This window comes from Pseudomonas sp. KH_050, assembly GCF_057838875.1.
In genome coordinates, this window is sequence record NZ_CM174478.1 from 1,789,308 (window position 1) to 1,815,196 (window position 25,889).

A 25,889-nucleotide genomic window follows, 5' to 3' on the forward strand; every position below is an offset into this window, starting at 1 on the left:
AGTGATTGTAATGCCGACGAAAAATATTGAAATTTGTTGAAAATAAGTTTGACAGTCTTGCGATACACCCTTAAGATTCGCCCCGTCCTCACCGACGAGGGGCTATAGCTCAGCTGGGAGAGCGCTTGCATGGCATGCAAGAGGTCAACGGTTCGATCCCGTTTAGCTCCACCAAATTGTACAGTTCAAGGTCTGGCCACACCGGCCTTGAATCGATCAGACTCAGCCTGATCACGTTGTATAGAAGGTTTGTGTCCCCTTCGTCTAGTGGCCTAGGACACCGCCCTTTCACGGCGGTAACAGGGGTTCGAGTCCCCTAGGGGACGCCAGTTTTACAGAAACAGTGTTGCGAGATGCTGTTCCGCCGCGAGGCGAAAAATCCGGGGCTATAGCTCAGCTGGGAGAGCGCTTGCATGGCATGCAAGAGGTCGACGGTTCGATCCCGTCTAGCTCCACCAATTTTACAGTTCAAGGTCTGGCCACACCGGCCTTGAATCGATCAGTCTCAGCCTGATCAGTTGTATAGAAGGTTTTGCGTCCCCTTCGTCTAGTGGCCTAGGACACCGCCCTTTCACGGCGGTAACAGGGGTTCGAGTCCCCTAGGGGACGCCACGATTACCCGCTCTGCGGGATTTATAGGGGTCATTCAATTATTGAATGGCCCTTTTGTTTGTCTGGCATTCGCCGATTCTCTCTTCCCCAACTCTCTGTTCAAAAAAAAGGTTCTTCTGACCAGCGGTCATATTTATGACTTGCGAAAATTTATTATGAGAATAATATTTCAATCGTAATATTCGGAGGCAACGATGAACGACAAAAAAGCTCAAACCCGCGAACGCATCCTCAAGGCCGCCAGCGCAGCGCTGATTCAGCGCGGTCCGGCCGAACCGAGCGTGGGAGAGGTGATGGGCGCCGCCGGGCTGACGGTGGGTGGGTTCTATGCGCACTTCGAAAGCAAGGATGCGCTGATGCTGGAAGCGTTCAAGCAACTGCTCGCTCAGCGCCGTGGCTTGATCGAGGAAATGGACGCCGAGTTGACGGGTGAAGAGCGTCGCGCTCTGGTCGCGGCCTTCTACCTGTCACGCAAGCACCGCGATTCAACTGACCATGCCTGCCCGATCCCGGCGTCTATCGGGGAATTGGGTCGCCTGCCGGACGACTTCCGTCAGGCGTTGAATGAACACCTGGAGTTGATGGTCGCGCAACTGGCGACCAGCCCGGAAGAGGCCGACAAAGTCCTGGCCGATATCGCCCTGATGGTGGGCGGCCTGGCACTGGCGCGGGCCCTGGGCGCCGGAGAGTTATCCGATCGATTGCTGCGTGCCGCCAAGTCGGCGGTGCTATGACCTGAAGCGTGATCCTGAGGAAATGAGCGATGAGCACTTTAAGCTGGGTTCGTGGCGTTAATGGCACCTTGGGTTGGTTTGCCCCGCGATTAGTCGCGAGCCGGATGCGCCAGGCATTCATGACGCCGCGCGAGCTGCCGCCGCGGGATTGGGAATTGCCGCTGCTGGCGAGCTCCGAGCGGATCACCCTGCGTTTCGGCCTTTCGGCCTTGCGTTGGGGGCAGGGGCCGGCGGTGCTGCTGATGCACGGCTGGGAAGGTCGGCCGACGCAGTTCGCCAGTCTGATCACTGCGCTGGTAGACGCCGGCTATATGGTGATTGCGTTGGACGGTCCGGCCCATGGCCGTTCACCCGGGCATGAAGCGAACGTGGTGTTGTTCGCCCGGGCCATGCTCGAGGCCGCCGCGGAATTGCCGCCCTTGCAAGCGGTCATCGGTCATTCCATGGGCGGTGCCAGTGCCATGCTGGCAGTCCAGTTGGGCCTGCGCACCGAAACCCTGGTCAGCATCGCCGCTCCAGCGCGGATATTGGGGGTGCTGCGCGGTTTTGCCCGCTATGTACGGCTACCGCCAAAAGCCCGTTCGGCGTTTATCCGGCAAATCGAGCAGGATGTCGGCATGCGCGCGGCCTGTCTCGATGTGGCGCACTATCAACTGGATATGCCCGGGCTGATCGTGCATGCCGAGGATGATAACTTTGTCCCGGTCAAGGAATCACAGCTGATCCACGAGGCCTGGTTCGACAGCCGCTTGTTGCGTCTGCCGGAGGGTGGCCATCAGCGTGTACTGTCCGATCCGCGGCTGATCGAGGGCGTGCTGGCCTTGCTCTCCGGCCGCAGCGTGCAAGCGCGCCAATCCGCCTGAGCATCCGTTACACTGCCCCGGTCGACATTAGCTGATCGGGGGAGTGGGGCATGGGCTGGGATCTGGCAACGCCATTTATCATTGATCTGCAGGTGGGTGCCGAAGACATCGACGGGCTTGGGCATGCCAATAACGCGGTGTATGTCACCTGGCTCGAGCGCTGCGCATGGCGCCATTCGCAGCGCCTGGGGCTGGACCTGAGCGAATATCGGCGGCTGGACCGGGCGATGGCCGTGGTCCGCCACGAGATCGATTACCTGGCCGCCGCCTATGAAGGCGATGAGTTGCAGTTGGCGACCTGGATCATCGATTGGGATCAGCGCTTGAAAATGAGCCGACGTTTTCAGCTGGTCCGCCCAAGTGACAACACCACCTTGCTCCGGGCCCAGACCACTTTTGTCTGCATCGAGCTGTCCAGCGGCAGGCCCAAGCGCATGCCGGAGGAGTTTATCGAGGGTTATGGGCCGGCATTGCAGGGCTCGCTCTGACACCGACTTGTGGCAAGGAAGACCTTCAGCGCGGGCTATATCGCCAAGATCGCAGCCTGCGGCAGCTCCTACAGGGGTACGCGGTCGGCGTAGGAGCTACCGCAGGCTGCGATCTTTTGGGGGCCCCGTACCACTTTCACCTGTAAACCCAGTAAACTGCCGCACGTTTTTCGTTGAGTGTTACCCATGCAAATTGCTTTGGCGCCCATGGAGGGCCTGGTCGACAACATCCTGCGGGACGTGTTGACCCAGGTTGGTGGTATCGATTGGTGCGTGACCGAATTCATCCGCGTCAATGATCGTCTGCTGACTCCGGCTTATTTCCACAAGCTGGCTCCTGAATTGCTCCACGGCGCGAAGACCGCTGCCGGGGTGCCGTTGCGCGTGCAATTGCTCGGTTCCGATCCTGTGTGCCTGGCGGAAAACGCCGCGCTGGCCTGCGAGCTGGGTTCCGAGGTGATCGACTTGAACTTTGGCTGTCCGGCCAAGACCGTCAACAAATCACGCGGTGGCGCGGTGCTGCTCAAAGAGCCGGAACTGCTCAACGCGATAGTCGCCGAAGTGCGGCGCGCGGTACCCGCTCATATCCCGGTGACGGCCAAGATGCGCCTGGGTTTCGACAGCCCCGACGGTGCGCTGGTCTGTGCCACGGCGCTGGCCGAAGGCGGCGCGGCGCACATTGTGGTGCACGCGCGGACCAAGACCGATGGCTACAAGCCGCCAGCCCATTGGGAGTGGATTCCACGGGTCCAGGAAGTGGTCAAGGTGCCGGTGTTTGCCAATGGCGATATCTGGAGCGTCGAAGACTGGCGCCGTTGCCGCGAAATCAGCGGCGTCGAGGACATCATGCTCGGTCGCGGCCTGGTTTCGCGTCCGGATCTGGCCCGGCAAATCGCTGCGGCGCGGGCCGGCGAAGAGGTGGTGGAAATGTCCTGGGCCGATCTGCAGCCGCTGCTCCAGGACTTCTGGGCGCAAGCCGTCGCGCAACTGACACCGCGTTCGGCACCAGGCAGATTGAAGCAGTGGCTGGCAATGTTGACCCGCAATTACCCTGAGGCGGTGGAGCTGTTTACGGCGATGCGCCGGGAAACCGATCTGGATCAGGTCGGGCGTTTGCTGGGCGTTCAGCGCACCGAAGCGGCCTGAATTTTTTTCAAAAAACCTCTTGAAATCTGTAAGGCGGTCCTTATCTTTTTTATACGCGATGCCGAATTCGGGTCGCGGAGATAACCACTTGCTGAATATCAGGAGATAGTCATGAGCACTGCATTTTCCATGGCTCCACTGTTCCGTTCTTCGGTGGGCTTCGATCGTTTCAACGATCTGTTCGAGTCGGCGCTGCGTAATGAGCCAAGCAGCACCTATCCACCTTACAACGTGGAAAAACACGGTGATGACCAATACCGCATCGTGATTGCGGCCGCCGGTTTCCAGGAAGAAGACCTCGAGCTGCAAGTCGAAAAAGGCGTATTGACCATCAGCGGCGGAAAACGTGACGCCGACGAAGACGTCACTTATCTGTATCAAGGCATCGCTCAGCGTGCCTTCAAACTGTCCTTCCGTCTGGCGGACCACATTCAGATCAAGACCGCCGACCTGAGCAACGGTTTGTTGAGCATCGACCTGTTGCGTGTGATACCGGAAGAAGCGAAAGCCAAACGCATCCCGATCAATGGGACAGACAAACCGGCTCTGGAGCATTGATTGTTGCAATGTTAACCACTGCATTGAAAAGGGCGCCATCGGCGCCCTTTTTTTGTGTGTGCGCCAGACATGGCGCGTTGCGCGCAAGCGCAACCAGTTTGGCTGTGGTGGCCACGCGCGTCTGTCATTAATACGCATGTTCAAGGCCCACCCCGAGACTTGCCAAGTCCGATCGTGATGAGGTAACGCTCCTCTGTGGGGCGCTTATCGTCCCTGAAGCGATTAACCACCAGCATCACCTGGTACTGGTCACCCGCTCGCCAGTAAGCAGTACCGCCTTTATTCACGTCGCGCAATCGGGCACGCCATTGCAGCGTGTCGGCGAACGATGGAAAGTCCTTGACCCGGATGGGCGTCCAGCCCCCTTGGCGCCATTGCTCCTGCAGGTCCAGCACGATCTTGAGTGTATCGTCGAGCAACAGCGGTTCGATTTGTGGGGACATACGGACATTGCTGACCAGCTCATCATCGAAACTAATTGTGAAGAAGCGGGCCAATGGGGTTACGAACCCGTATTGGGGGTCTATGAAACGAAGGCGGGCATCCGATTTCGGCAATCTGCCCCAATAATGCCCGGGAATGGCTGGATCAATGGCTGCACTGGAGCGCTGACGCATGGCTTCCCAAGGCTCGCCAATCACTAGTGCGATTTCCGGTTCACTCGATTGCACTTGAATTGCCGCTATCGTAAGGAGGGCAGCGACTGCCAGGGCAAATACCGCGCGTCGCCAGCCGAGATGCGCAAGCCAACTCATCGCACGCCCCGGCCTGCAGCGATATCCTGAATCGCCCGTTCGATCCGCTGGCGGTCCGCACTTTGCAAAATCTCATCAAACCGCGCCGCCGCATTGAGCACGAAGGGCATGCGCTGTTGGAGATCGGCCAGGTTGGCCATGGGGTTGTTGCCGAAGCCAATGGTGCGTCCATCATCGACGCGGTGGCACTGGCTGGCCAGTGTCAGTTCGATGGCTTGAGCGGCGCCGGGCGGGAAGCCGGTGACGTAGGAGACATGGTTGCCGCGTAGCAGAGTTACCAGTTTCGTGTCGCTGTACATCGCCGGTTGCAGGATATTCCGCTGTTCGTGCCAAGCCAGATGCGCAACACTTTTGGCGATGTTGCCAGCCTCCATGGCCTCGAAGGCTTGCAGGATTTCCTCAGGGTCAGTACCGAACGTTAGCTTCTCCTGCTCGACCGGCCACAGCACTGGGTGCTGGTCATGCCCATAGATGTTTTTACGTGAAGGCAGACAGGTTTCAAGTGCCTCCAACCCACGTTCCTGGTAAAAAACATGCAGCGGAAACACGTCCAGAAACAGCGTGGTATTGCCCATGGCCAGCATCTCGTACACGAACTGGTACAGCCGCTGCGCATACGACAGCGATCCGTCATCGCGCCCGAAGTCGATGCTCGGCAGCGGGTTGTTGCGGCGGGCCTGCTCGTAGTCACGCTGCGTCTGCTCAAACTCCCGCAGTTTCGCCTGCCTGTCTCGCTCACTGCGGCTGAACAAGCCAAATAACCCTTTCCTGGCACTATGCTTCAGGCCCTGTCCCGCCTCATATTCGGCCTGAATCTTCTCGATCGAATCGGCGGCGTGCAGCAGGCCACAGCCGACCTGCTTGGAGGCGAAGGCCGCGAGGCCGGCCCACTGGAAGCGCTGATCGTGCAGCCATAACTGGGCGTAGGCGGCATTGATCGCGCGATTGCGCGCCTTGGGGTCGGCGATCAGGATGCCGCCCGGCGCCACGATGGCTTCGGCTCGTTGCTGGTATCCGCGCCAGAGGTTCTCGCATACCCGTCCCGGCAGTTCAGCGAAGGTCGGCGTGGGACGGCTCGCTGCCGGCGCGAAACCGGAGGGGCGCGGCACGGCTGGCGCGGGACTGGTTGCCGCCGCGGCGGCGGGTTGAGCAGCGGCTCGGGGCCGCGGCGCGACGTCGCCACCGTCGATCACTTGACACTTGAGGGTCTGGTTGGCAATCAGCCGCGGCGGCGGATCGCACTGGCAACGGCAGAGGTCGCCGTCGAGGGCGGCGTGGCGTCCATCCAGCCGTTCGACCAGGCGCGGGCCGTCGCAGACAATCACCCCGATGCTGTTGCATGCCGGGCAAACGACCTCATCGCCTTCGCGGGGCCATGGCCAGGCCATGGATCGTGCTGCACTCCCAGCCGGTGCGCACGGTGCCGTCGACGGTGGTTTTAGCCCCGACGGTGATGTTGTAACGCCTCATGCGGTGCATGTCCTTGTTTTATCTGCAGGGACGAGCACGGTAGGCAAGGAGGCGGTGGCGCTAAATCAGATATTTCCTGTTTTGGTGTAGGTTTTTTCTGGGTCCAGGTATCTGGCGATCAGGAGGCGCGAGTGATTCCGCTTCCTCCTATTTGAGCAGCTTCTTGAACTCGTCCAGCGGCATCGGCCGGCTGTGCAGGTAGCCTTGATACAAATGGCAGCCCAGACCTTGCAGGAACTCAAGCTGCTCGGTGGTTTCCACGCCTTCGGCAATCACCGTCAGTTCGAGGCTGAGGGCCATGGCAACGATAGCGCGGATGATCTCGGCGTCATTCGGGTCGCTGGTGGCGTCGTGGACGAACGACTTGTCGATTTTCAGCGCATCCACCGGCAGGCGCTTGAGGTAGGTCAGCGAGGAGTAACCGGTGCCGAAATCGTCCATGGCAAAGCTCACGCCGAGCTTCTGCAAGCGGCGCATTTTGGTGACGGTGTCATCCAGGTTCTGGATCACGATGCCTTCGGTGATCTCCAGTTTCAGCAGCGAGCAGGGCAGTTGCTGGTTGTCGAGGCTGCGTTCGATGCGTTCGACGAAGTCGTTCTGGCGAAACTGTCGCGGGCTGATATTCACGCAAAGGCTGAAGTCGAGCGGATCGATCCGGCCTTCGTCGATCAGTTGGCGGAAGGCCAGGCAGGCCTCATCGAGAATCCAGGTGCCGACCTCGAGAATCAGCCCACTGTCTTCCAGCACCTTGATGAACTCCGCGGGGGCTTGCGCGCCCAGTTCGGGGTGATTCCAGCGAACCAGCGCTTCGGCGCCGACGATGCGGTTGTCGCGGGCATCGATCTGCGGCTGGAAGTGCACGCTGAACTCGCCTCGCGAGAGGGCCAGGCGCAGATCGGTTTCCATGCGCAGGCGCTCGCTGGCGGCCTTTTGCATGGTGCTGTGGAACATTTGCGTGGTATTGCGCCCCGAATCCTTGGCTCGGTAGAGCGCAATGTCGGCGCGCTTGAGCAGGTCGGCCGGGGTCGAGCCGTGATCGGGAATCAAGGCGATGCCGATGCTCGGTGTGACCTGCAGGCGTTGACCGTCGAGAAACATCGGTTCGGACAGCAGTTCGCGCAAGGTGTCGGCCAGTTCCCGGACTTGTTCGCTGACTTCGCTGCGAGTGCCTTCGAGCCCGCTGAGCAGGACCACGAATTCGTCGCCGCCCAGGCGTGCGACGGTGTCTTCCATACGCACGCTGGCCTCGAGGCGGGCGGTGATGATTTTCAGCACCGTATCGCCCACCGGGTGGCCAAGGGAGTCGTTGATGTGCTTGAAGTGATCGAGATCGAGGAACAGCAGCGCGCCGCGCAGGTTATGCCGTTTGAGCAGGGCGATCTGCTGGCTCAGGCGATCCATCAGCAATGCGCGGTTGGGCAGATTGGTCAGGGGGTCGTGGTAGGCCAGGTGGCGGATCTGCGCCTCGGCATTCTTCAGCAGGCTGACGTCTCGCGCCGTCAGCAGCAGGCAGTGGGTTTCGTTCAGCGTGATGGGCTCGACTGAAACCTCGACCGTGAGGATTTCCCCGCGTTTGTTGCGGCCAAGCATTTCCTGGTGATGGACCCGGCCTTTTATCTGCAATTCGGCGAGCAAGGCCGAGCGCTGTTTCTCTTCGGCCCAGATGCCGACCTGATACACCGTGCGCCCGATCACTTCTTCCGCGCGGTAGCCGGTCAGCCGGCAGAAACCGTCGTTGACCTCCAGGTAACGCCCGGTGTCGCGCTCGGTGATGGTGATGGCGTCGGGGCTTGAGTGGAACGCCTTGGCGAACTTCTCTTCGCTGGCCTTGAGCGCGGCCTCCGAGCGCTGCTGTTGAGTGATGTCGCGCAGGGTGGTAACGATGCACGGCTCATTGCCGACGCTGATCTGGCGACTTGAGATCACGCACGTCAAGGCTTGCCCGTCTTTGTGATGGACGATCACCGCGACATTGTTCAGCGCCTGCTCGCGGATGACTTGCTCGATGCGCTGCTGGCGTTTCCCTGAATCCTCCCAGAGCCCGATCTCGTCGGCGTTGCGGTCCATGACATCGGTGGCGGTCCAGCCAAAGGTCTGGGTAAAACTGGAATTGATCTCGATGAACTGGCCGGTGTCCTGGCGCGTCACACAGATCGGGTCCGGGCTGACCTGGAACAGGCTGGCGAACTTCTCTTCGGACGTAACCAGGCGTTGCTCGCGCTCAACCTGGTCGGTGATGTCCAGCAAGGTGCCGGCCATGCGAAACGGGTTGCCGTCTTCGTCGCGGTAGAGTCGGGCGCGGCTTTCCAGAAAGCGCGAGCTGCCGTCTTCCAGTTGCACGCGATAGGTCAACTGATAGCTGCCGGCCGGTCCCTCGCGCAGGCTGCGGTAGGCGTCGCGCATACTGTCACGCTCTTCGCCGGGAACCCCGTCGAAAAAGGCATCGAACGGTTCGTGGAAAGGCTTCGGGTCCAGGCCATGAAGCTGCGCCGCCCGTGCCGAGCCATAGAGCATGCCGCTGGGAATGTGCCAGTCCCAGGTGCCGAGCTGGGCGGAATCCAGTGCCAGGTCGAGGCGCTCCTGGCTGTCTTTGAGCGCCTGTTCGGCGTTTTTTCGTTCGCTGGTATCGAGGAAGGTGCTGAGCAGATAAGGCTGGCCTTCCAGTTCGACCTTTTGCGCGCTGAGAATACCGTCATGGATTTGCCCGCTGCTGGACCGAAACTGCACCTCCATGTTGACCAGTTCGCCTTTGGCCTTGGTGGCCTTGACCAGTTGTGCGCGTTGCTCCGGATCGACCCAGAGACCCAGCTCCAGGGTCGTGCGGCCGATCGCATCCTGTACCGGCCAGCCGAACAGGCTTTCAAAATACTGGTTGGCCTCGCTGATCAGGCCGTCTTCCTGACGGGTCAGCAGGACCATGTTCGGACACAGATGAAACAGCGTGGCAAAGCGCTTTTCCGAGCTGCTCAGGGCTTGTTCGCGCTGGCGTTGATGGGTGATCTCGCGGATCACCCCGATCATTCGTGGTTTGCCGTTCTTGTCCGGCAACAGGCTGCCGTTGATCTCCAGCCAGTGCAGGCTGCCATCCGGCCAGCGGATCCGGTGATGCATTGCCTGTTCCAGTGGCGCGCCGGCGAGCACGGCATTGAAGGCACGCATGGTTTTGGCCCGATCCTCGACGGGCAGCAAGTCCAGATACTCCAGGTCGGCCGGCAGCGGTTGCCGGGGGTCGAAGCCAAACAAGGCCTGAGTACCGCGTGACCAACTGATCTGCCCGCGTTCTATGTCCCAATACCAGGCGCCCAAATGCGCACCGTTCAGCGCAGCGAGCAGCTGTGGGGCGCTTTCCCAGCTTTGCTCCGACGTTTTTGGGTCGATTGCCTTGATACGTGGCATACGCGGTATACGGTCAGCGGGTTTGTGCATTGGCAGCAGGCCTTGAGCTGAAAGAGCATTTGGGCACGAGGGTAAACCATAGCGGGTTAGCACAACTTATGCCGGGCTCTTATGTCTGGCTCCGTGGCAAATCGATTTGTGCATCCAGCAAGGTCATGAACGCCCGTGCAGCATTCGACAGCGTCCGTTCGGTGTGCAGGATGTAGCCTAGCTGGCGAGTGAGCTGTATGCCCGGCAAAGGGATGCGCGCCACCTGTTCATCGAGCATGGTGCGCGGTAAAACGCTCCAGGCCAGGCCGATCGAGACCATCATCTTGATGGTTTCCAGATAATTGGTGCTCATGGCGATATTCGGTGTCAGCCCCTGGCCTTCGAACAGACGCTGGACGATATGGTGAGTAAAGGTGTTGCCGCCGGGGAACACCGCTGGATGCAGGGCGATGTCGGCCAGGCTGACCACGCCATTGCTGACCAGCGGGTGCTCGGGGGCGGCGACGAAGTCCAGCGGATCATCCCAGACCGGCGTCGCCTGCACCAGGGCGTGCGGCTCCGGTGCGAGGGTGATGACCGCCAGCTCGGCGCGGCCATGGAGGATTTCTTCATAGGCCACTTCTGAATCGAGAAACTGAATATCCAGCGCCACATCGGGATAACGCCGGGTAAAGGCCCGCAATAGAGGTGGCAAGCGGTGCAGCCCGATGTGATGGCTGGTGGCCAGGGTCAGGCGGCCGGTGACCTCGCCGGTCAGATTGGTCAGCGCCCGGCGCGTGTCGTCCAGCACATTGAGAATCTGATAGGCCCGCGGCAGCAGCGCGCGCCCGGCTTCGGTCAGGCCGACTTCACGGCCAAGCCGGTCGAACAGACGCACCTTGAGTTGCTGCTCCAGTCCGGCAATGCGTTTGCTGATTGCTGGCTGCGTCAGGTGCAGGCGCTCGCCTGCTCCAGAGAAACTGCCGGTCTCGGCGATTGCTATAAAAGCATTAAGGTTGGCCAGGTCCATGGTCGCATTCCAGATGGTTATCCAAAGCATGAAAAATATGAATTTGAGTTATTTAATGTAACGCCATAGGATCGACCTCACAAGCCAAGGGGTCATTGAGTTGCATCAAGACCCAGGGCATAGAAACAAGCTGATGAGGAACCGTCTGATGGCCGGCAAAACGCTCTACGACAAGCTCTGGGATTCGCATTTGGTCAAACAGCGCGACGATGGCTCGGCGCTGATCTATATCGATCGTCACATCATTCATGAAGTGACTTCGCCGCAAGCCTTCGAAGGCCTGCGTCTGGCCGGGCGCAAGCCTTGGCGCATCGATGCCAACATCGCGACCCCGGACCACAACGTACCGACCACCCCGGAGCGTAAAGGCGGCATCGAAGCCATTGCCGACCAGGTCTCGCGTTTGCAGGTCCAGACCCTCGACGATAACTGTGATGAATACGGCATTGTCGAATTCAAGATGAACGACATCCGTCAGGGCATCGTCCACGTGATCGGCCCGGAGCAGGGCGCAACCTTGCCGGGCATGACCGTGGTGTGCGGCGACTCCCACACCTCGACCCACGGTGCATTCGGCGCTCTGGCTCACGGGATCGGCACTTCCGAGGTCGAGCATGTGCTCGCCACTCAGTGCCTGGTCGCGAAAAAAATGAAAAACATGCTGGTTTCGGTTGAAGGGCAATTGCCGTTCGGCGTGACCGCCAAGGACATCGTCCTCGCAATCATCGGCAAGATCGGCACCGCCGGCGGCAACGGCCATGCCATTGAGTTCGCCGGTAGCGCGATTCGTGATTTGTCGGTCGAAGGCCGCATGACTATTTGCAACATGGCCATTGAAGCCGGTGCACGAGTGGGTCTGGTCGCCGCCGACGAAAAGACAGTCGCTTACGTCAAGGGTCGACCGTTTGCTCCAAAGGGCGCGGAATGGGACCTGGCCGTCGAAGCCTGGAAAGATCTGGTGACCGACGCGGATGCGAAGTTCGACACCATCGTCGAACTCGACGCCACCCAGATCAAGCCGCAAGTCAGCTGGGGCACTTCGCCCGAGATGGTTCTCGCAGTCGATCAGAACGTTCCGGATCCAGCGAAGGAGATGGACCTGGTCAAGCGCGGCTCGATCGAGCGTGCCTTGAAGTACATGGGGTTGACCGCCAATCAGGCGATCACCGACATTCAGCTGGACCGGGTCTTCATCGGCTCCTGCACCAACTCGCGGATCGAAGACCTGCGTGCTGCGGCAGTGATCGCCAAGGGCCGTAAAGTGGCTTCGACCATCAAGCAGGCGATCGTCGTGCCTGGCTCGGGCCTGGTAAAGGCTCAAGCCGAATCGGAAGGGCTGGACAAGATCTTCCTCGAAGCCGGTTTCGAGTGGCGTGAACCGGGTTGCTCGATGTGCCTGGCGATGAACCCGGACCGTTTGGAGTCTGGCGAGCATTGCGCGTCGACCTCCAACCGCAACTTCGAAGGCCGTCAGGGTGCCGGTGGCCGTACTCACCTGGTCAGCCCGGCCATGGCCGCCGCCGCCGCCGTCAACGGTCGTTTCGTCGACGTCCGTGAATTGATCCAGGGAGCGCAGTAAACATGAGAGCATTTACCCAGCACACTGGTCTTGTCGCGCCTCTGGATCGCGCCAACGTCGACACCGACCAAATCATTCCCAAGCAATTCTTGAAGTCGATCAAGCGCACCGGCTTCGGCCCGAACCTGTTCGACGAGTGGCGTTACCTGGATGTCGGCCAGCCGTACCAGGACAACTCGAAACGCCCGTTGAACAAGGATTTCGTGCTCAACGCCGAACGTTATCAAGGTGCCAGCGTGTTGCTCGCCCGGGAAAACTTCGGTTGCGGCTCGAGCCGCGAACATGCGCCGTGGGCCCTGGAAGAGTACGGTTTCCGCAGCATCATCGCGCCGAGCTATGCCGATATCTTCTTCAACAACAGCTTCAAGAACGGCTTGCTGCCGATCATCCTGAGCGATGCCGAAGTCGATGAACTGTTCCAACAGGTCGAAGCGACTCCTGGCTATCAGTTGCAGGTCGACCTGCAAGCCCAGACGGTCACCCGTCCGGACGGCAAGGTCTTGAGCTTCGAAATCGACGCGTTCCGCAAGCATTGCCTGCTCAACGGCCTGGACGATATCGGCCTGACCCTGCAGGACCATGAAGCAATTGCCACCTTCGAAGCCAAGCACCGGGCGAGCCAGCCGTGGTTGTTTCGCGACGCGTGATGTTTTGGTGTGATCGCTGAAAAGATCGCAGGGCTCCTACATTTGGATTGCGTACACCTGTAGGAGCTGCCGCAGGCTGCGATCTTTTGATCTTCAAACCGGTAACACATAAGGAAATCGGCATGACCAGCAACGCCCACACCCAAGTAGTGCAGAAGCAATTCGGTGAACAGGCCTCGGCCTATCTGAGCAGCGCCGTCCACGCTCAAGGCACTGAATTTGCGCTGCTACAGGCCGAACTGGCCGGGCAAACCGATGCCCGGGTGCTTGATCTGGGCTGTGGCGCCGGCCATGTGAGTTTCCATGTGGCATCGCTGGTCAAGGAAGTGGTCGCCTACGACCTGTCTCAGCAAATGCTGGATGTGGTCGCCGCTGCGGCGGTTGACCGGGGGCTGAGCAACGTTTCCACCCAGCTGGGCGCCGCTGAACGGTTGCCGTTCGCCGATGGCGAGTTCGATTTCGTCTTCAGTCGATATTCGGCGCACCATTGGAGCGATCTCGGCCTGGCCCTGCGGGAAGTGCGGCGGGTACTCAAGCCGGGCGGGGTGGCGGCGTTCATTGATGTCTTGTCGCCGGGCAGTCCATTGTTCGACACTTACCTGCAAAGCGTCGAGGTACTGCGCGATACCAGCCACGTGCGCGATTATTCCGCCGGTGAGTGGTTGCGCCAGGTCAGCGAGGCGGGGTTGCATACCCGCAGCACCACGCGCCAGCGGCTGCGCCTGGAGTACAACTCCTGGGTCGAGCGGATGCGCACGCCGCAAGTGATGCGCGCCGCGATCCTTGAATTGCAGCAGTCCATGGGCAATGAAGTGCGCGAATATTTCGAGATTGAGGCCGATGGTTCGTTCAGTACGGATGTGCTGGTGCTGATGGCTGAACGATAGGCGCCGAGCGATAGACTTTTTCCCCGGCAAACCCGCGAGCCTGCGGGTCTGCCGACTGATGACATGAGGAAAGCATGAGCAAGCAGATTCTGATTCTCCCTGGTGATGGTATTGGCCCGGAAATCATGGCCGAAGCGGTCAAGGTGCTGGAGCTGGCCAACGACAAGTACAGCCTGGGCTTCGAACTTAGCCATGACGTGATCGGCGGCGCGGCCATCGACAAACACGGCGTGCCTTTGGCCGACGAAACCCTGGAGCGTGCGCGCGCAGCCGACGCTGTCTTGCTCGGCGCCGTGGGCGGTCCGAAATGGGACAGCATCGAGCGCGACATCCGTCCTGAGCGCGGGTTGCTGAAGATTCGTGCGCAACTGGGCCTGTTCGGCAACCTGCGCCCGGCAATCCTTTACCCGCAACTGGCCGAGGCCTCGAGCCTGAAGGCGGAAATCGTTGCAGGCCTGGATATCCTGATCGTCCGCGAACTGACCGGCGGCATCTATTTCGGCGCCCCGCGTGGTGTCCGCGAGCTGGAGAATGGCGAGCGTCAGGCCTATGACACGCTGCCCTACAGCGAAAGCGAGATCCGTCGCATCGCCCGTGTCGGTTTCGACATGGCGCGAGTCCGTGGTAAAAAGCTCTGCTCGGTGGACAAGGCCAACGTACTGGCCTCCAGCCAGTTGTGGCGTGAAGTGGTCGAGCAAGTGGCCAAGGACTACCCGGACGTCGAGCTGAGCCATATGTATGTCGACAACGCGGCGATGCAACTGGTGCGTGCACCGAAGCAATTCGACGTGATCGTCACCGACAACCTGTTCGGCGATATCCTGTCCGACGAAGCGTCGATGCTCACCGGTTCCATCGGCATGCTGCCGTCGGCATCCCTGGATGCCAACAACAAGGGCATGTACGAGCCGTGCCATGGCTCGGCGCCGGACATCGCAGGGCAGGGCATTGCCAACCCGTTGGCGACCATTCTGTCGGTGTCGATGATGCTGCGTTACAGCTTCAATCTGCAGGATGCGGCCGATGCCATCGAGAAAGCCGTAAGCCTGGTGCTCGATCAAGGTTTGCGCACCGGTGATATCTGGTCGGTCGGTTGCGCCAAGGTAGGTACGCAGGAAATGGGCGACGCAGTAGTCGCCGCGCTGCGGAATCTGTAATCTCTCGGGCCCGCCACAGCTTTCAGCCTCGAAAGCGGCGGCCCACTTTTCAAGAAGGTGTAGTTGCGATGAAACGTGTAGGTCTGATCGGTTGGCGCGGTATGGTCGGTTCCGTGCTCATGCAGCGGATGCTGGAAGAGCAGGATTTCGATCTTATCGAGCCGGTGTTTTTCACCACTTCCAATGTGGGTGGCCAAGGCCCGTCCGTGGGTAAGGATATTGCTCCGCTCAAGGACGCTTACAGCATTGAAGAGCTGAAAACCCTCGACGTGATTCTGACCTGCCAGGGTGGCGACTACACCAGCGAAGTCTTCCCGAAACTGCGCGAAGCCGGCTGGCAGGGTTACTGGATCGACGCCGCTTCCAGCCTGCGCATGCAGGATGACGCGGTGATCGTGCTCGATCCGGTGAACCGCAAGGTCATCGACCAGCAACTCGACGCCGGGACCAAGAACTACATCGGCGGCAACTGCACCGTCAGCCTGATGCTGATGGGCCTGGGTGGCCTGTTCGAAGCCGGTCTGGTGGAGTGGATGAGTGCCATGACCTATCAGGCGGCCTCCGGTGGCGGCGCGCAGCACATGCGTGAACTGATCAAGCAAATGGGTGTGACCCACGCCGCTGTCGCCGATCAACTGGCCGATCCGGCCAGCGCCATCCTCGACATCGATCGCCGTGTCGCCGAAGCCATGCGCAGCGATGCGTACCCGACCGAAAACTTCGGCGTACCGCTGGCCGGCAGCCTGATCCCGTGGATCGACAAGGAACTGCCGAACGGTCAGAGCCGCGAAGAGTGGAAGGCCCAGGCCGAGACCAACAAGATCCTCGGTCGCTTCAAGAGCCCGATTCCGGTCGATGGCATCTGCGTGCGGATCGGCGCGATGCGCTGCCACAGCCAGGCACTGACCATCAAGCTGAACAAGGACGTGCCGATCGCCGATATCGAAGGGCTGATCAGCCAGCACAACCCATGGGTCAAGCTGGTGCCGAACCAGCGTGAAATCAGCATGCAGGAGCTGAGCCCGACCAAGGTCACCGGTACCCTGAATATTCCGGTGGGCCGTCTGCGCAAGCTGAACATGGGTTCGCAGTTCCTCGGTGCCTTCACCGTCGGCGACCAACTGCTGTGGGGCGCGGCCGAGCCGCTGCGACGCATGTTGCGGATTCTGCTCGAGCGTTGATCGATTGATGCAATGAAAGAACCCGTGTCTTGAAAGAGGTGCGGGTTTTTTCTTTTGGGATGTTCGTCGCCTGCAAAAAGATCGCAGCCTGCGGCAGCTCCTACGGGATAGGGTTTGCACGCGGCCTATGTAGGAGGTGTCGCAGGCTGCGATCTTTTGCTCTAAATTGCCGAACTGCAAACCACCCGGTAAAGTGCCGCTCCCCCCGTTTCGCCTGAGGTAGCAACATGAGCCAGTCCTTTGATATCGCCGTGATCGGCGCCACCGGTACTGTCGGCGAAACACTCGTCCAGATTCTCGAAGAGCGCGATTTTCCTGTCGCCAACCTGTACTTGCTGGCCAGCAGCGAGTCGGCCGGGCATTCGGTGCCGTTTCGCGGCAAGAACGTGCGAGTACGGGAAGTCGATGAATTCGACTTCAGCAAGGTTCAACTGGTGTTTTTTGCTGCAGGCCCCGCGGTTACCCTGAGTTTTGCCCCGCGTGCCACGGCGGCCGGTTGCGCGGTGATCGACTTGTCCGGCGCCCTGCCTGCCGCGCAAGCACCGCAAGTCGTTCCGGAAGCCAATGGCCAAATGCTGGCCGGGCTGAAAAAGCCAGTCCAGCTGAGCAGCCCAAGCGCATCGGCCACGGTGCTGGCAGTGGTGCTTGCCCCGTTGCGCGGTTTGCTCGACATTCAGCGAGTCACCCTGACGGCCAGCCTGGCGGTCTCCTCTCAAGGTCGCGAAGCCGTTAAGGAGCTGGCCCGGCAAACCACCGAACTGCTCAATGTCCGCCCCCTGGAGCCGCGATTCTTTGATCGGCAGATGGCTTTCAACCTGCTGGCGCAGGTCGGCACGCCGGATGCCCAGGGCCACACCTTGCTGGAAAAACGCTTGGTCAAGGAGCTGCGTGAGGTCCTGGCAGAGCCTTCGTTGAAGATTTCTGTGACTTGCATTCAAGCCCCGGTGTTTTTCGGCGATAGCTTTAGCGTGACCTTGCAGTCAACGGCGCCTGTCGATCTGGCGAAAGTCAACGCTGCGCTGGACGCTGCGCCTGGTATTGAACTGGTCGAAGCCGGTGATTACCCGACGGCAGTCGGCGATGCGGTGGGGCAGGATGTGGTCTATGTCGGCCGGGTTCGGACCAGCGTCGACGACCCGGCGGAACTTAATCTGTGGCTGACGTCAGATAACGTACGCAAGGGCGCAGCGCTAAACGCTGTGCAGTTGGCTGAGTTGTTGATAAAAGACCAGCTGTAAAAGATACTTGGCAACAATTTACTGAATGATTCTAGCTGGGCGCTATGCTTCGCCTGGAGCCGCCGTTTGCGGCTCCCATGAATGAAATAATCGCGTGCAGGTTGCCTTCAATGCTCTGCGCAACGCCTACGGGCAGCAGCAATTAGACCTTCTCGCTGGCCGAGGAATGTTTAAACAAAGGATGAGGCTATGGTTCAAGTTCGCAAACTGGTGCTGGCAATTGCGGCCGCCTCGGCGCTGTCCTCTGGTGTGGCGCAGGCGCTTGGGCTTGGGGAATTGACCCTGAAGTCGACTCCGAATCAGCCGCTGATGGCAGAAATCGAACTGCTCGATGTCAAGGATCTCACCGCTGCCGAAGTGGTGCCGAGCCTGGCCTCGCCGGAAGAATTCGCCAAGGCCGGTGTCGATCGTCAGGCGTTTCTCAACGACCTGACCTTCACCACCGAGCTCAATGCCAGTGGCAAAAGCGTGTTGCGCGTGACGTCGAGCAAGCCGCTGTCCGAACCAATGGTCAAATTCCTGGTGCAGGTGATGTGGCCCAATGGCCGCTTGCTGCGCGATTACAGTGTGCTGCTCGACCCTTCGAAGTTCTCGCCACAAACCGTCGAGGCCGCTGCTCAGCCAGCGCCGGCTCAAGTCGCCGCCGGCAAGTCGGCGCAATACACCACGGCTGCCCGCGACACCCTGTGGGATATCGCCGCGAAGGCCCGCAACGGTGCCTCGATCCAGCAGACCATGCTGGCGATTCAGGCAATGAACCCCGATGCGTTTATCGACGGCAATATCAACCGCCTGAAAACCGGCCAGGTGCTGCGCTTGCCGGATTCGGCACAGAGCACGAGTCTGCCGCAACCCCAGGCCATTGCCGAAGTGGCTGCACAAAATACGGCCTGGCGTCAGGGCCGTCGGTTGGTTGCAAAACCACGGCAACTCGACGCCACCAAGCGAGGAGGTGGCGATGTCACTTCCTCGCGGCCGGCCAGAGATAATTTGAGTCTGGTTTCCGCCGAGTCCGGTAAAACGCGCGGCAAAGGCGCCGCAGGCGACGCTCAGACGCTGAACAACAAGCTCGCCGTCACCCAGGAAAGCCTCGATACGACCCGGCGCGACAACGCCGAGCTGAAAAGCCGCATGACCGATCTGCAAAGTCAGATGGACAAGCTCCAGCGCTTGATCGAGCTGAAGAATAATCAGTTGGCCAAGTTGCAGGCCGAAGGTTCGGGCGCTGCTCAGCCTGCAGCGCCGATCTCGGCGGAGTTGGCCGCTGATCCTCAGGCTGTCCAGGCGGATGCGACACCGCCGGCAGAAGCCACAGCCGATGCTGCCACGCTAGCCGCTGTACCTGCCGAGGCACCGATTCAGGGCGCGACGCCGCCTGCAGAAGAAGCCAAATTCAATGAGCTGCTGACCAATCCATTTCTGATGGGGCTGGTCGGTGGTGGTGCCGTGTTGGTGCTGCTGTTGTTGCTGTTGCTGGCCCGGCGTCGCAAGGCACAGCAGGAAGCGGAAAAGCATCTGCGCATGGCCCGGGCCTTGGCCGAAGAGCCGGAGTTTTCTGCTGATCTGGAGCTGGATCTGCCATCCAACAGCTTCGAAGGCATCGAAATTCCACCGCCAAGCGTCAAGCTCACTCCAGCTCCAGTTCGAGCGCCCATTGCTCCAGTTGTGGTTGTGCCGCCGATTGCCGCACCTTTGGTGGCGCCGGCAGCCGAGCGCTCGGACGACGTTCTGGCACAGGCGCAATCGCATATCCAGTGCGGTGCGCTGAATCAGGCCGCCGACCTGCTGCAAGGCGCCATCAAGCAGGAACCTCAACGCAGTGACTTGCGTTTGAAACTGATGGAAGTCTATGGCGAGCAGGGCGACCGTGATGCCTTTGTCGCTCAAGAGCGTCAGTTGGTGGCCAACGGCAAGAATTACGCAGAAGTCGAACAGCTGAAAAGCCGCTTCCCGGCAATGATTGCAGTGGCGGCCGTCACCGGTATCGCTGCTGCGGCGGCGGCTGCCGAGCTGGACGCACAATACGTCAAGGATCTGTTGCTGGATGAGCCCGAGGCGCCAGCACCAGTCGCTGTTGCAGCGGCGGATGAACTGGATAGCGACTTTGACCTGGGCCTGGATGAGCCCGAAGCGCCGGCACCGGCCGCTGTTACAGCGGCGGATGAACTGGATAGCGACTTTGATCTGAGCCTGGATGAGCCCGAGGCGCCGGCACCGGCCGCTGTTGCAGCGGCGGATGAACTCGATAGCGACTTTGATCTTAGCCTGGATGAGCACCAGGCGCCGGCGCCAGCCGCTGTTGCAGCTACGGATGAGTTTGATAGCGACTTTGATCTGAGCCTGGATGACCTGGAGGCAGCTTCGCCGGCAGTGGTTACATCAGAGTCTGTGTCGGAGCCAGAGCCAGAGTCTGTGTCGGAGCCAGAGCCAGAGTCAGGGTCAGAGTCAGAGCTCGATGCCTTTCCAGCGGACGATGACTTGAGCTTCGAAGCGGTTTTGCACCAGCAGACCGAAGCGAAAGAGAGTCTGGAGGACTTGTCGGAGTTCGACCTTGACCTGGGTGGCGATATGCCGGCCGAGATCCTGGCCGACGACGAGTTCCTGCTGAGTCTTGAGGATGACCTGAAAGCACCGGTGGTAGCTGAGGCGCCAAAGGCGAGCGAGACGCCGATCGATGACTTGGATCTGCTGGATGATTTCGATTTGTCGCTGGCCGACGAAATCGATGCGCCCGCCGAGCCGGATGCGTTCGCTGCCGAGCTGGGTGACGTCAATGCCGAGCTGGATCGCCTCTCGCAAAGCCTTGAACAACCACCTATCGCAGAGCCGTTTGCCGAGCCAAGCTTCACCGCCGAGGACGCAGCGGCCGCCACCGCTGACGACGAACTGGAGTTCGATTTCCTTTCGGGCACCGACGAAGTGGCTACCAAGCTGGACCTGGCCCAGGCCTACATCGACATGGGCGACAGCGATGGGGCGCGGGACATTCTCAGTGAAGTCCTCAGCGAGGGCGATGACGGTCAGAAGAGCGAAGCCAAGGAACTGTTGGCACGTTTGGCCGGGTAAATCGCCAGTGCTTTGACGACAACGGCAGCCATTGAGGCTGCCGTTTTTGTTTCAGGGTGGAGGGACATTGTTGCCAGGGATGCCGTCTTCATGGGTAAGCTCCGATGCCCCCGTAGCAGCTGCCGAAGGCTGCGTCCGGCTGCGAAGCAGTCGTAAATCCTGCTTGCACGGTTTGTCTGGAATACCGCAGCGCCTGATTTTACGACTGCTGCGCAGCCGGACGCAGCCTTCGGCAGCTGCTACGGCATTAGGGCAAACCCAGGGCGTGCGCCCCCCAAAAGATCGCAGCCTGCGGCAGCTCCTACGGGTTTTGTGTACGCCTGATAATGTATGGCGTCCGGGGCCTGCGGCCGTATAATGGTTGTCTTTGCGCACATCAGCAGGCTGTAAGTCCTTGGCAAATATAGATAACGCGGCCGCCGAAAGGGCGGCCGCAGGCTTTTCCAGAATCGCTCTGGGTGTTGAATACAAGGGTTCGCGTTATTGCGGCTGGCAGCGTCAGGCTTCCGGCGTATTGACGGTGCAGGAAACGCTTGAAAATGCCTTGTCCAAAGTTGCCGATTCGCCGGTATCGTTGATGTGCGCCGGGCGCACCGACGCCGGTGTGCATGCCTGCGGGCAAGTGGTGCACTTCGATACCCAGGCCGAACGCTCGATGAAGGCCTGGGTCATGGGCGCCAACATCAATCTGCCCCATGACATCAGTGTGAGCTGGGCCAAGGTCATGCCCGCGGATTTCCATGCGCGCTTCAAAGCGATTGCCAGGCGCTACCGTTACGTGATCTACAACGACCAGATTCGTCCGGCGCATTTGAATCAGGAAATTACCTGGAACCATCGCCCGCTGGACGTGCAGCGCATGGCCGCCGCCGCCGAGTATCTGGTCGGGACTCACGATTTCAGTGCGTTTCGCGCCGGTCAGTGCCAGGCCAAGTCGCCAGTCAAGAAACTCCACCATCTGCGGGTCACCCAGCACGGCAAGATGATCGTGCTGGATATCCGCGCAGGCTCCTTTCTGCATCATATGGTGCGCAACATCGCCGGGGTGCTGATGACCATCGGTGCCGGTGAGCGCCCGGTGGAGTGGGCCAGGGAAGTGCTCGAAAGCCGCGTTCGGCGAACCGGTGGGGTCACGGCGCATCCGTACGGGCTGTATCTGGTGCAGGTCGAGTACCACGACGAATTCGAATTGCCCGAGCGCTTCATCGGTCCACATTTCCTTACCGGTTTCTCGGAACTTGACGGCTGACGCCCGGAAAAGCATTTGTTACCATCCGGGACTTTCCCGGATAAGTCCTGAGGTTCAAACGACATGTCAGCCGTTCGCAGCAAGATTTGCGGGATTACCCGCATAGAAGATGCGTTGGCAGCGGTCGAAGCCGGGGCGGATGCCATTGGCTTGGTGTTCTACGCCAAAAGCCCGCGGGCAGTGAATGTGCAGCAGGCGCGGGCGATCATTGCCGCGTTGCCGCCCTTCGTGACCACTGTCGGCCTGTTCGTCAATGCCAGCCGTTGCGAGCTCGGTGAGATCCTCGATGCGGTGCCGCTGGATCTGCTGCAGTTTCACGGCGACGAAACGCCAGCCGATTGCGAAGGCTACCACCGGCCCTACATCAAGGCATTGCGGGTCAAGGCTGGGGATGACATTGCAGCCGGTTGCAAGGCTTACACGGGCGCCAGCGGGATCTTGCTCGATACCTATGTCGAAGGCGTTCCCGGCGGTACGGGCGAAGCCTTCGACTGGTCGCTGGTGCCGCAGGGTTTGAGCAAGCCGATCATCCTTGCAGGCGGATTGACGGCGAGCAACGTGGCTGAGGCCATCGCCCGGGTCCGCCCCTATGCGGTGGACGTCAGCGGCGGGGTGGAGCAGAGCAAGGGGATCAAGGATCACGCGAAGATTCGCGCATTCATGCAGGCAGTACGCAGTAGTACGTAGCCGATGTGACGGCTGGCAGTCTGCCGCCGTCCATAACACCACTGTACAAAACAGGCTGGCACAGTCGTACGAAAACAGGCTGGCACCGTCGTCGGACGGGCCGAAATCGAAGTGGCAACCGCTCTGAAGCGAGTTGTCGAGAGGGCCGGGGAACGATTCGCTACAGGCAGGTCAAGCCTCGCGCTGACCGCGGTAGTGAACGGATCATCGCCACACACATGAATTTAGCTCAAGGGCATACTCGGGGCTTCGAACGTACAGCGTTCGGGCCGCCGGTACTGGAGAAAGAAAGCATGAGCAACTGGTTGGTAGACAAACTGATCCCTTCGATCATGCGTTCCGAGGTGAAGAAAAGCTCGGTGCCTGAAGGTCTTTGGCACAAATGCCCGTCCTGCGAGGCCGTGCTTTATCGCCCGGAGCTGGAAAAGACCCTGGACGTTTGCCCCAAGTGCAACCACCACATGCGCATCGGCGCCCGTGCCCGCATCGACATCTTTCTCGACGCCGAAGGCCGTGCCGAACTGGGTGCCGACCTGGAGCCGGTCGATCGCTTGAAATTCCGCGACGGCAAGAAGTACAAGGATCGCCTGACCGCGGCCCAGAAGCAGACCGGTGAGAAGGACGCGCTGATCTCCATGAGCGGTACCCTGCTGGGGATGCCGGTAGTGGTCGCGGCCTTCGAGTTCTCCTTCATGGGCGGCTCGATGGGTGCCATCGTTGGCGAACGTTTTGTTCGCGCCGCCAACTACGCGCTGGAAAACCGCTGCCCGATGATCTGCTTTGCCGCTTCCGGCGGTGCGCGGATGCAGGAAGCGCTGATTTCCCTGATGCAAATGGCCAAGACCTCGGCGGTTCTGGCGCGTCTGCGTGAAGAAGGCATTCCGTTCATCTCCGTATTGACCGACCCGGTCTACGGTGGTGTTTCCGCCAGTCTGGCCATGCTCGGTGACGTGATCGTCGCGGAACCCAAAGCCCTGATCGGCTTCGCCGGCCCGCGCGTCATCGAGCAGACCGTGCGTGAAAAACTGCCGGAAGGCTTCCAGCGCAGCGAATTCCTCCTGGAGCACGGCGCCATCGACATGATCATCGCCCGTCAGGAGCTGCGTCCGCGCCTGGGTAACCTGCTGGCGCAATTGACGGGCTTGTCGACCCCGGTGTTCGTGGCCGCGGCCATCGAGCCGATCGTGGTTCCACCGGTGCCTGCAAACATATGACCGAACGTACCCTTGGCGACTGGCTCGCCTACCTTGAGCAGTTGCATCCGTCGGCGATCGACATGGGCCTTGAGCGCTCGCAAGAGGTCGCGTCGCGGATGGGCCTGGGCAAACCCGCGCCTCGGGTGATCACGGTTACGGGTACCAACGGCAAAGGTTCTACCTGTGCGTTCGTGGCGTCCTTGTTGCGAGCCCAGGGGCTCAAGGTCGGCGTCTACAGCTCGCCGCACCTGCTGCGCTACAACGAGCGGGTACAGATCAATGGCATCGAAGCCACGGATGCCGAGCTCTGCCAGGCCTTCGTCGCGGTCGAGGCCGGGCGTGGCGAAATCTCCCTGACGTATTTCGAGATGGGCACTCTGGCGGCGTTCTGGCTGTTCCAGCGTGCCGGTCTGGATGCGGTGGTGCTGGAAGTCGGCCTGGGTGGGCGCCTTGATGCGGTCAACCTGGTCGATGCCGACCTCGCGCTGGTCACCAGTATTGGTGTCGATCACACGGACTATCTCGGCGATAGCCGCGAGTCGGTGGCCTTCGAAAAGGCCGGCATCTTTCGCCAGGGCGCGCCAGCGCTGTGCGGCGATCTCAATCCTCCTCAACCGCTGCTGGACAAGGCACGCGAGCTGGGTTGCCGGTTTTTCCTGCGTGGGCGTGATTTCGACCTGGCAATAACCGATCAAAACTGGCAATGGCGTGGCCTGGATGCCCAGGGCCAGACCGTTGAGCTGCATGATTTGCCACTGCTCGATCTGCCGATGGAGAACGCGGCGCTGGCGTTGCAGACTTACCTGCTGCTCGGTTTGCCCTGGCAGGCGCAGCAGATTGTCGATGCGTTGAAACAGACTCGGGTAGTCGGGCGCCTTGATCGACGTCAGATCGACTGGCACGGCAAGCGCCTGAACCTGCTGCTGGATGTGGGCCACAACCCGCACGCCGCCGAGTATCTGGCCCATCGTCTGGCGCGTCGTCCATTGGTTGGCAGACGTCTGGCGGTGTTTGGTTTGCTGGCGGACAAGGATCTTGATGGAGTTCTCGCCGAATTGAGTGCTAGTGTCCAGCAGTGGGCAGTCGCTGCGCTGGATACTGCGCGCAGTCGTCCGGTCGCGGATCTTCAGGCAGCCTTGCAGAACCTTGGTGCGTCGGTGACGTCCTATGAGAGTGTCACTGCCGCGCTGGAAGGGCAGTGTGCGCAAGCGGCGGCCGAGGACGAAATTCTGCTGTTCGGATCATTTTATTGTGTTGCCGAGGCTCTCCAATGGCTGGCCCGGCGCTCCACGGAGGAGGCTGCAAATGGCTTTGCTGGATAACGCTTACAAGCAGCGTATGGTCGGGGCCCTGGTGCTGGTGGCATTGGCAGTGATCTTTTTGCCGATGATGTTCTCCCGTGAGGATGAGCAGCGCCAGATAACCGTCGAGGCCCCGGCCGCACCTCAAGCGCCGGCCATGCCGCAGGTTCAGGTCGAGCCGGTGGTCGTGCCCGAGCCGCAAAGCTTGCCGCAGGAACCGGTGCCGAGCGATGAGGAAATTGCTCAGGAGCAACCGTCGATGCCGATTGCGCCGGCTGTACCGGTCGCTCCTGCGCCGCCGGTCGCCGCCACCAAGCCTGTCGCGCCACCTCCGGCTCCCAAGCCGTCCGTCGCGCAGCCTGTCGCACCGGCCAAGCCGGATGTGAGCCAAAGCCGCGTCGATGCCAATGGCCTGTCGGTCAGTTGGTCGGTGCAGGTGGCCAGCCTGTCCAGCCGGGAAAGCGCCGAGAGCTTGCAGAAGAGCCTGCGCAGCCAGGGCTATAACGCCTACATCCGTTCCGCCAACGGCAAGAATCGGGTATTCGTCGGGCCGCTGATCGAGCGTGCCGAAGCCGATCGCCTGCGGGACTTGCTCGGTCGTCAAAAGAACCTCAAGGGTTTTGTGGTGCGATTCCAGCCAGAACGCGGTTAAGGCTATCGCACTGATTTGAAATGCACT

At 60.6% G+C, this 25,889-nt stretch carries 22 protein-coding genes and 4 tRNA genes; 21 read left to right on the forward strand and 5 right to left on the reverse strand.

Annotated elements, in window-relative coordinates:
- Nucleotides 1-98: 98 nt before the first annotated feature.
- From AC3IUA_RS08275 to AC3IUA_RS08315, 9 genes are all read left to right on the forward strand, one after another.
- Nucleotides 99-174: transfer RNA gene (locus tag AC3IUA_RS08275), tRNA-Ala, on the forward strand.
- 79 nt (nt 175-253) lie between these two features.
- Nucleotides 254-329 (forward strand) — tRNA-Glu (locus AC3IUA_RS08280).
- A gap of 53 nt (nt 330-382) precedes the next feature.
- Nucleotides 383-458, forward strand: a tRNA-Ala gene (locus AC3IUA_RS08285).
- A gap of 78 nt (nt 459-536) precedes the next feature.
- A tRNA-Glu gene (locus AC3IUA_RS08290) sits at nt 537-612 on the forward strand.
- Between the two features lie 194 nt (nt 613-806).
- Nucleotides 807-1,346: a TetR/AcrR family transcriptional regulator gene (locus tag AC3IUA_RS08295; RefSeq protein WP_489359948.1), complete on the forward strand. Its 540-nt coding sequence runs from the start codon at nt 807-809 to the stop codon at nt 1,344-1,346.
- A gap of 29 nt (nt 1,347-1,375) precedes the next feature.
- A complete protein-coding gene (locus tag AC3IUA_RS08300) occupies nt 1,376-2,209 on the forward strand; it encodes an alpha/beta fold hydrolase (RefSeq protein WP_489359949.1) in 834 nt (277 codons plus the stop codon).
- Nucleotides 2,210-2,259: 50 nt separating this feature from the next.
- Nucleotides 2,260-2,697, forward strand: a complete 438-nt coding sequence (locus AC3IUA_RS08305; protein WP_489359950.1) for an acyl-CoA thioesterase — start codon at nt 2,260-2,262, stop codon at nt 2,695-2,697.
- Nucleotides 2,698-2,883: 186 nt separating this feature from the next.
- Entirely contained in the window at nt 2,884-3,843 is a 960-nt protein-coding gene (locus tag AC3IUA_RS08310; protein WP_489359951.1) for a tRNA dihydrouridine synthase, read from the forward strand.
- Nucleotides 3,844-3,954: 111 nt separating this feature from the next.
- Entirely contained in the window at nt 3,955-4,401 is a 447-nt protein-coding gene (locus tag AC3IUA_RS08315; protein WP_489359952.1) for an Hsp20 family protein, read from the forward strand.
- Nucleotides 4,402-4,541: 140 nt separating this feature from the next.
- Here AC3IUA_RS08315 and AC3IUA_RS08320 read toward each other — a convergent pair whose 3' ends face one another.
- From AC3IUA_RS08320 to AC3IUA_RS08340, 5 genes are all read right to left on the reverse strand, one after another.
- Nucleotides 4,542-5,156, reverse strand: a complete 615-nt coding sequence (locus AC3IUA_RS08320) for a hypothetical protein (RefSeq protein WP_489359953.1) — start codon at nt 5,154-5,156, stop codon at nt 4,542-4,544.
- The gene (locus AC3IUA_RS08325; RefSeq protein WP_489359954.1) at nt 5,153-6,544 is read right to left on the reverse strand and encodes a PAAR domain-containing protein; all 1,392 of its coding nucleotides are present in this window, start codon (nt 6,542-6,544) and stop codon (nt 5,153-5,155) included. Before AC3IUA_RS08325 ends, AC3IUA_RS08320 begins: the two co-directional genes overlap by 4 nt.
- On the reverse strand, nt 6,513-6,626 hold the full coding sequence (locus tag AC3IUA_RS08330) for a PAAR domain-containing protein (RefSeq protein ID WP_489359955.1): 114 nt from the start codon (nt 6,624-6,626) through the stop codon (nt 6,513-6,515). Before AC3IUA_RS08330 ends, AC3IUA_RS08325 begins: the two co-directional genes overlap by 32 nt.
- Before the next feature lie 147 nt (nt 6,627-6,773).
- On the reverse strand, nt 6,774-10,052 hold the full coding sequence (locus AC3IUA_RS08335) for a PAS domain S-box protein (protein ID WP_489359956.1): 3,279 nt from the start codon (nt 10,050-10,052) through the stop codon (nt 6,774-6,776).
- 79 nt (nt 10,053-10,131) lie between these two features.
- The gene (locus AC3IUA_RS08340; RefSeq protein WP_489359957.1) at nt 10,132-11,022 is read right to left on the reverse strand and encodes a LysR family transcriptional regulator; all 891 of its coding nucleotides are present in this window, start codon (nt 11,020-11,022) and stop codon (nt 10,132-10,134) included.
- Between the two features lie 148 nt (nt 11,023-11,170).
- On the opposite strand from AC3IUA_RS08340, the gene leuC reads away from it, so the two are divergent.
- The 12 genes from leuC (at nt 11,171) to AC3IUA_RS08400 (ending at nt 25,862) form a co-directional block, all read left to right on the forward strand.
- Nucleotides 11,171-12,601 (forward strand): 3-isopropylmalate dehydratase large subunit, encoded by a 1,431-nt coding sequence (gene leuC, locus AC3IUA_RS08345; RefSeq protein ID WP_489359958.1) that lies wholly within the window; start codon nt 11,171-11,173, stop codon nt 12,599-12,601.
- A gap of 2 nt (nt 12,602-12,603) precedes the next feature.
- Nucleotides 12,604-13,248 carry a 3-isopropylmalate dehydratase small subunit gene (gene leuD, locus AC3IUA_RS08350; protein WP_108217789.1) on the forward strand — a complete coding sequence of 215 codons (645 nt, stop codon included), beginning with the start codon at nt 12,604-12,606 and terminating at the stop codon, nt 13,246-13,248.
- Nucleotides 13,249-13,370: 122 nt separating this feature from the next.
- Nucleotides 13,371-14,135 carry a class I SAM-dependent methyltransferase gene (locus AC3IUA_RS08355; RefSeq protein WP_489359959.1) on the forward strand — a complete coding sequence of 255 codons (765 nt, stop codon included), beginning with the start codon at nt 13,371-13,373 and terminating at the stop codon, nt 14,133-14,135.
- 74 nt (nt 14,136-14,209) lie between these two features.
- The gene (leuB, locus tag AC3IUA_RS08360) at nt 14,210-15,292 is read left to right on the forward strand and encodes a 3-isopropylmalate dehydrogenase (RefSeq protein WP_489359960.1); all 1,083 of its coding nucleotides are present in this window, start codon (nt 14,210-14,212) and stop codon (nt 15,290-15,292) included.
- A gap of 68 nt (nt 15,293-15,360) precedes the next feature.
- On the forward strand, nt 15,361-16,473 hold the full coding sequence (asd, locus tag AC3IUA_RS08365; protein ID WP_489359961.1) for an aspartate-semialdehyde dehydrogenase: 1,113 nt from the start codon (nt 15,361-15,363) through the stop codon (nt 16,471-16,473).
- Between the two features lie 227 nt (nt 16,474-16,700).
- A complete protein-coding gene (locus tag AC3IUA_RS08370) occupies nt 16,701-17,711 on the forward strand; it encodes an aspartate-semialdehyde dehydrogenase (RefSeq protein WP_489359962.1) in 1,011 nt (336 codons plus the stop codon).
- Nucleotides 17,712-17,900: 189 nt separating this feature from the next.
- A complete protein-coding gene (locus tag AC3IUA_RS08375; RefSeq protein WP_489359963.1) occupies nt 17,901-20,777 on the forward strand; it encodes a motility hub landmark protein FimV in 2,877 nt (958 codons plus the stop codon).
- Between the two features lie 394 nt (nt 20,778-21,171).
- Nucleotides 21,172-22,026 (forward strand): tRNA pseudouridine(38-40) synthase TruA, encoded by an 855-nt coding sequence (truA, locus tag AC3IUA_RS08380; RefSeq protein WP_489359964.1) that lies wholly within the window; start codon nt 21,172-21,174, stop codon nt 22,024-22,026.
- Nucleotides 22,027-22,089: 63 nt separating this feature from the next.
- Nucleotides 22,090-22,713 carry a phosphoribosylanthranilate isomerase gene (locus AC3IUA_RS08385; RefSeq protein WP_489359965.1) on the forward strand — a complete coding sequence of 208 codons (624 nt, stop codon included), beginning with the start codon at nt 22,090-22,092 and terminating at the stop codon, nt 22,711-22,713.
- A 293-nt stretch (nt 22,714-23,006) separates the two neighbouring features.
- Nucleotides 23,007-23,927 carry an acetyl-CoA carboxylase, carboxyltransferase subunit beta gene (accD, locus tag AC3IUA_RS08390; protein ID WP_489359966.1) on the forward strand — a complete coding sequence of 307 codons (921 nt, stop codon included), beginning with the start codon at nt 23,007-23,009 and terminating at the stop codon, nt 23,925-23,927.
- Nucleotides 23,924-25,231 (forward strand): bifunctional tetrahydrofolate synthase/dihydrofolate synthase, encoded by a 1,308-nt coding sequence (gene folC / locus AC3IUA_RS08395; RefSeq protein ID WP_489359967.1) that lies wholly within the window; start codon nt 23,924-23,926, stop codon nt 25,229-25,231. Before accD ends, folC begins: the two co-directional genes overlap by 4 nt.
- Nucleotides 25,215-25,862: an SPOR domain-containing protein gene (locus tag AC3IUA_RS08400; protein WP_489359968.1), complete on the forward strand. Its 648-nt coding sequence runs from the start codon at nt 25,215-25,217 to the stop codon at nt 25,860-25,862. Before folC ends, AC3IUA_RS08400 begins: the two co-directional genes overlap by 17 nt.
- Nucleotides 25,863-25,889: the final 27 nt, after the last annotated feature.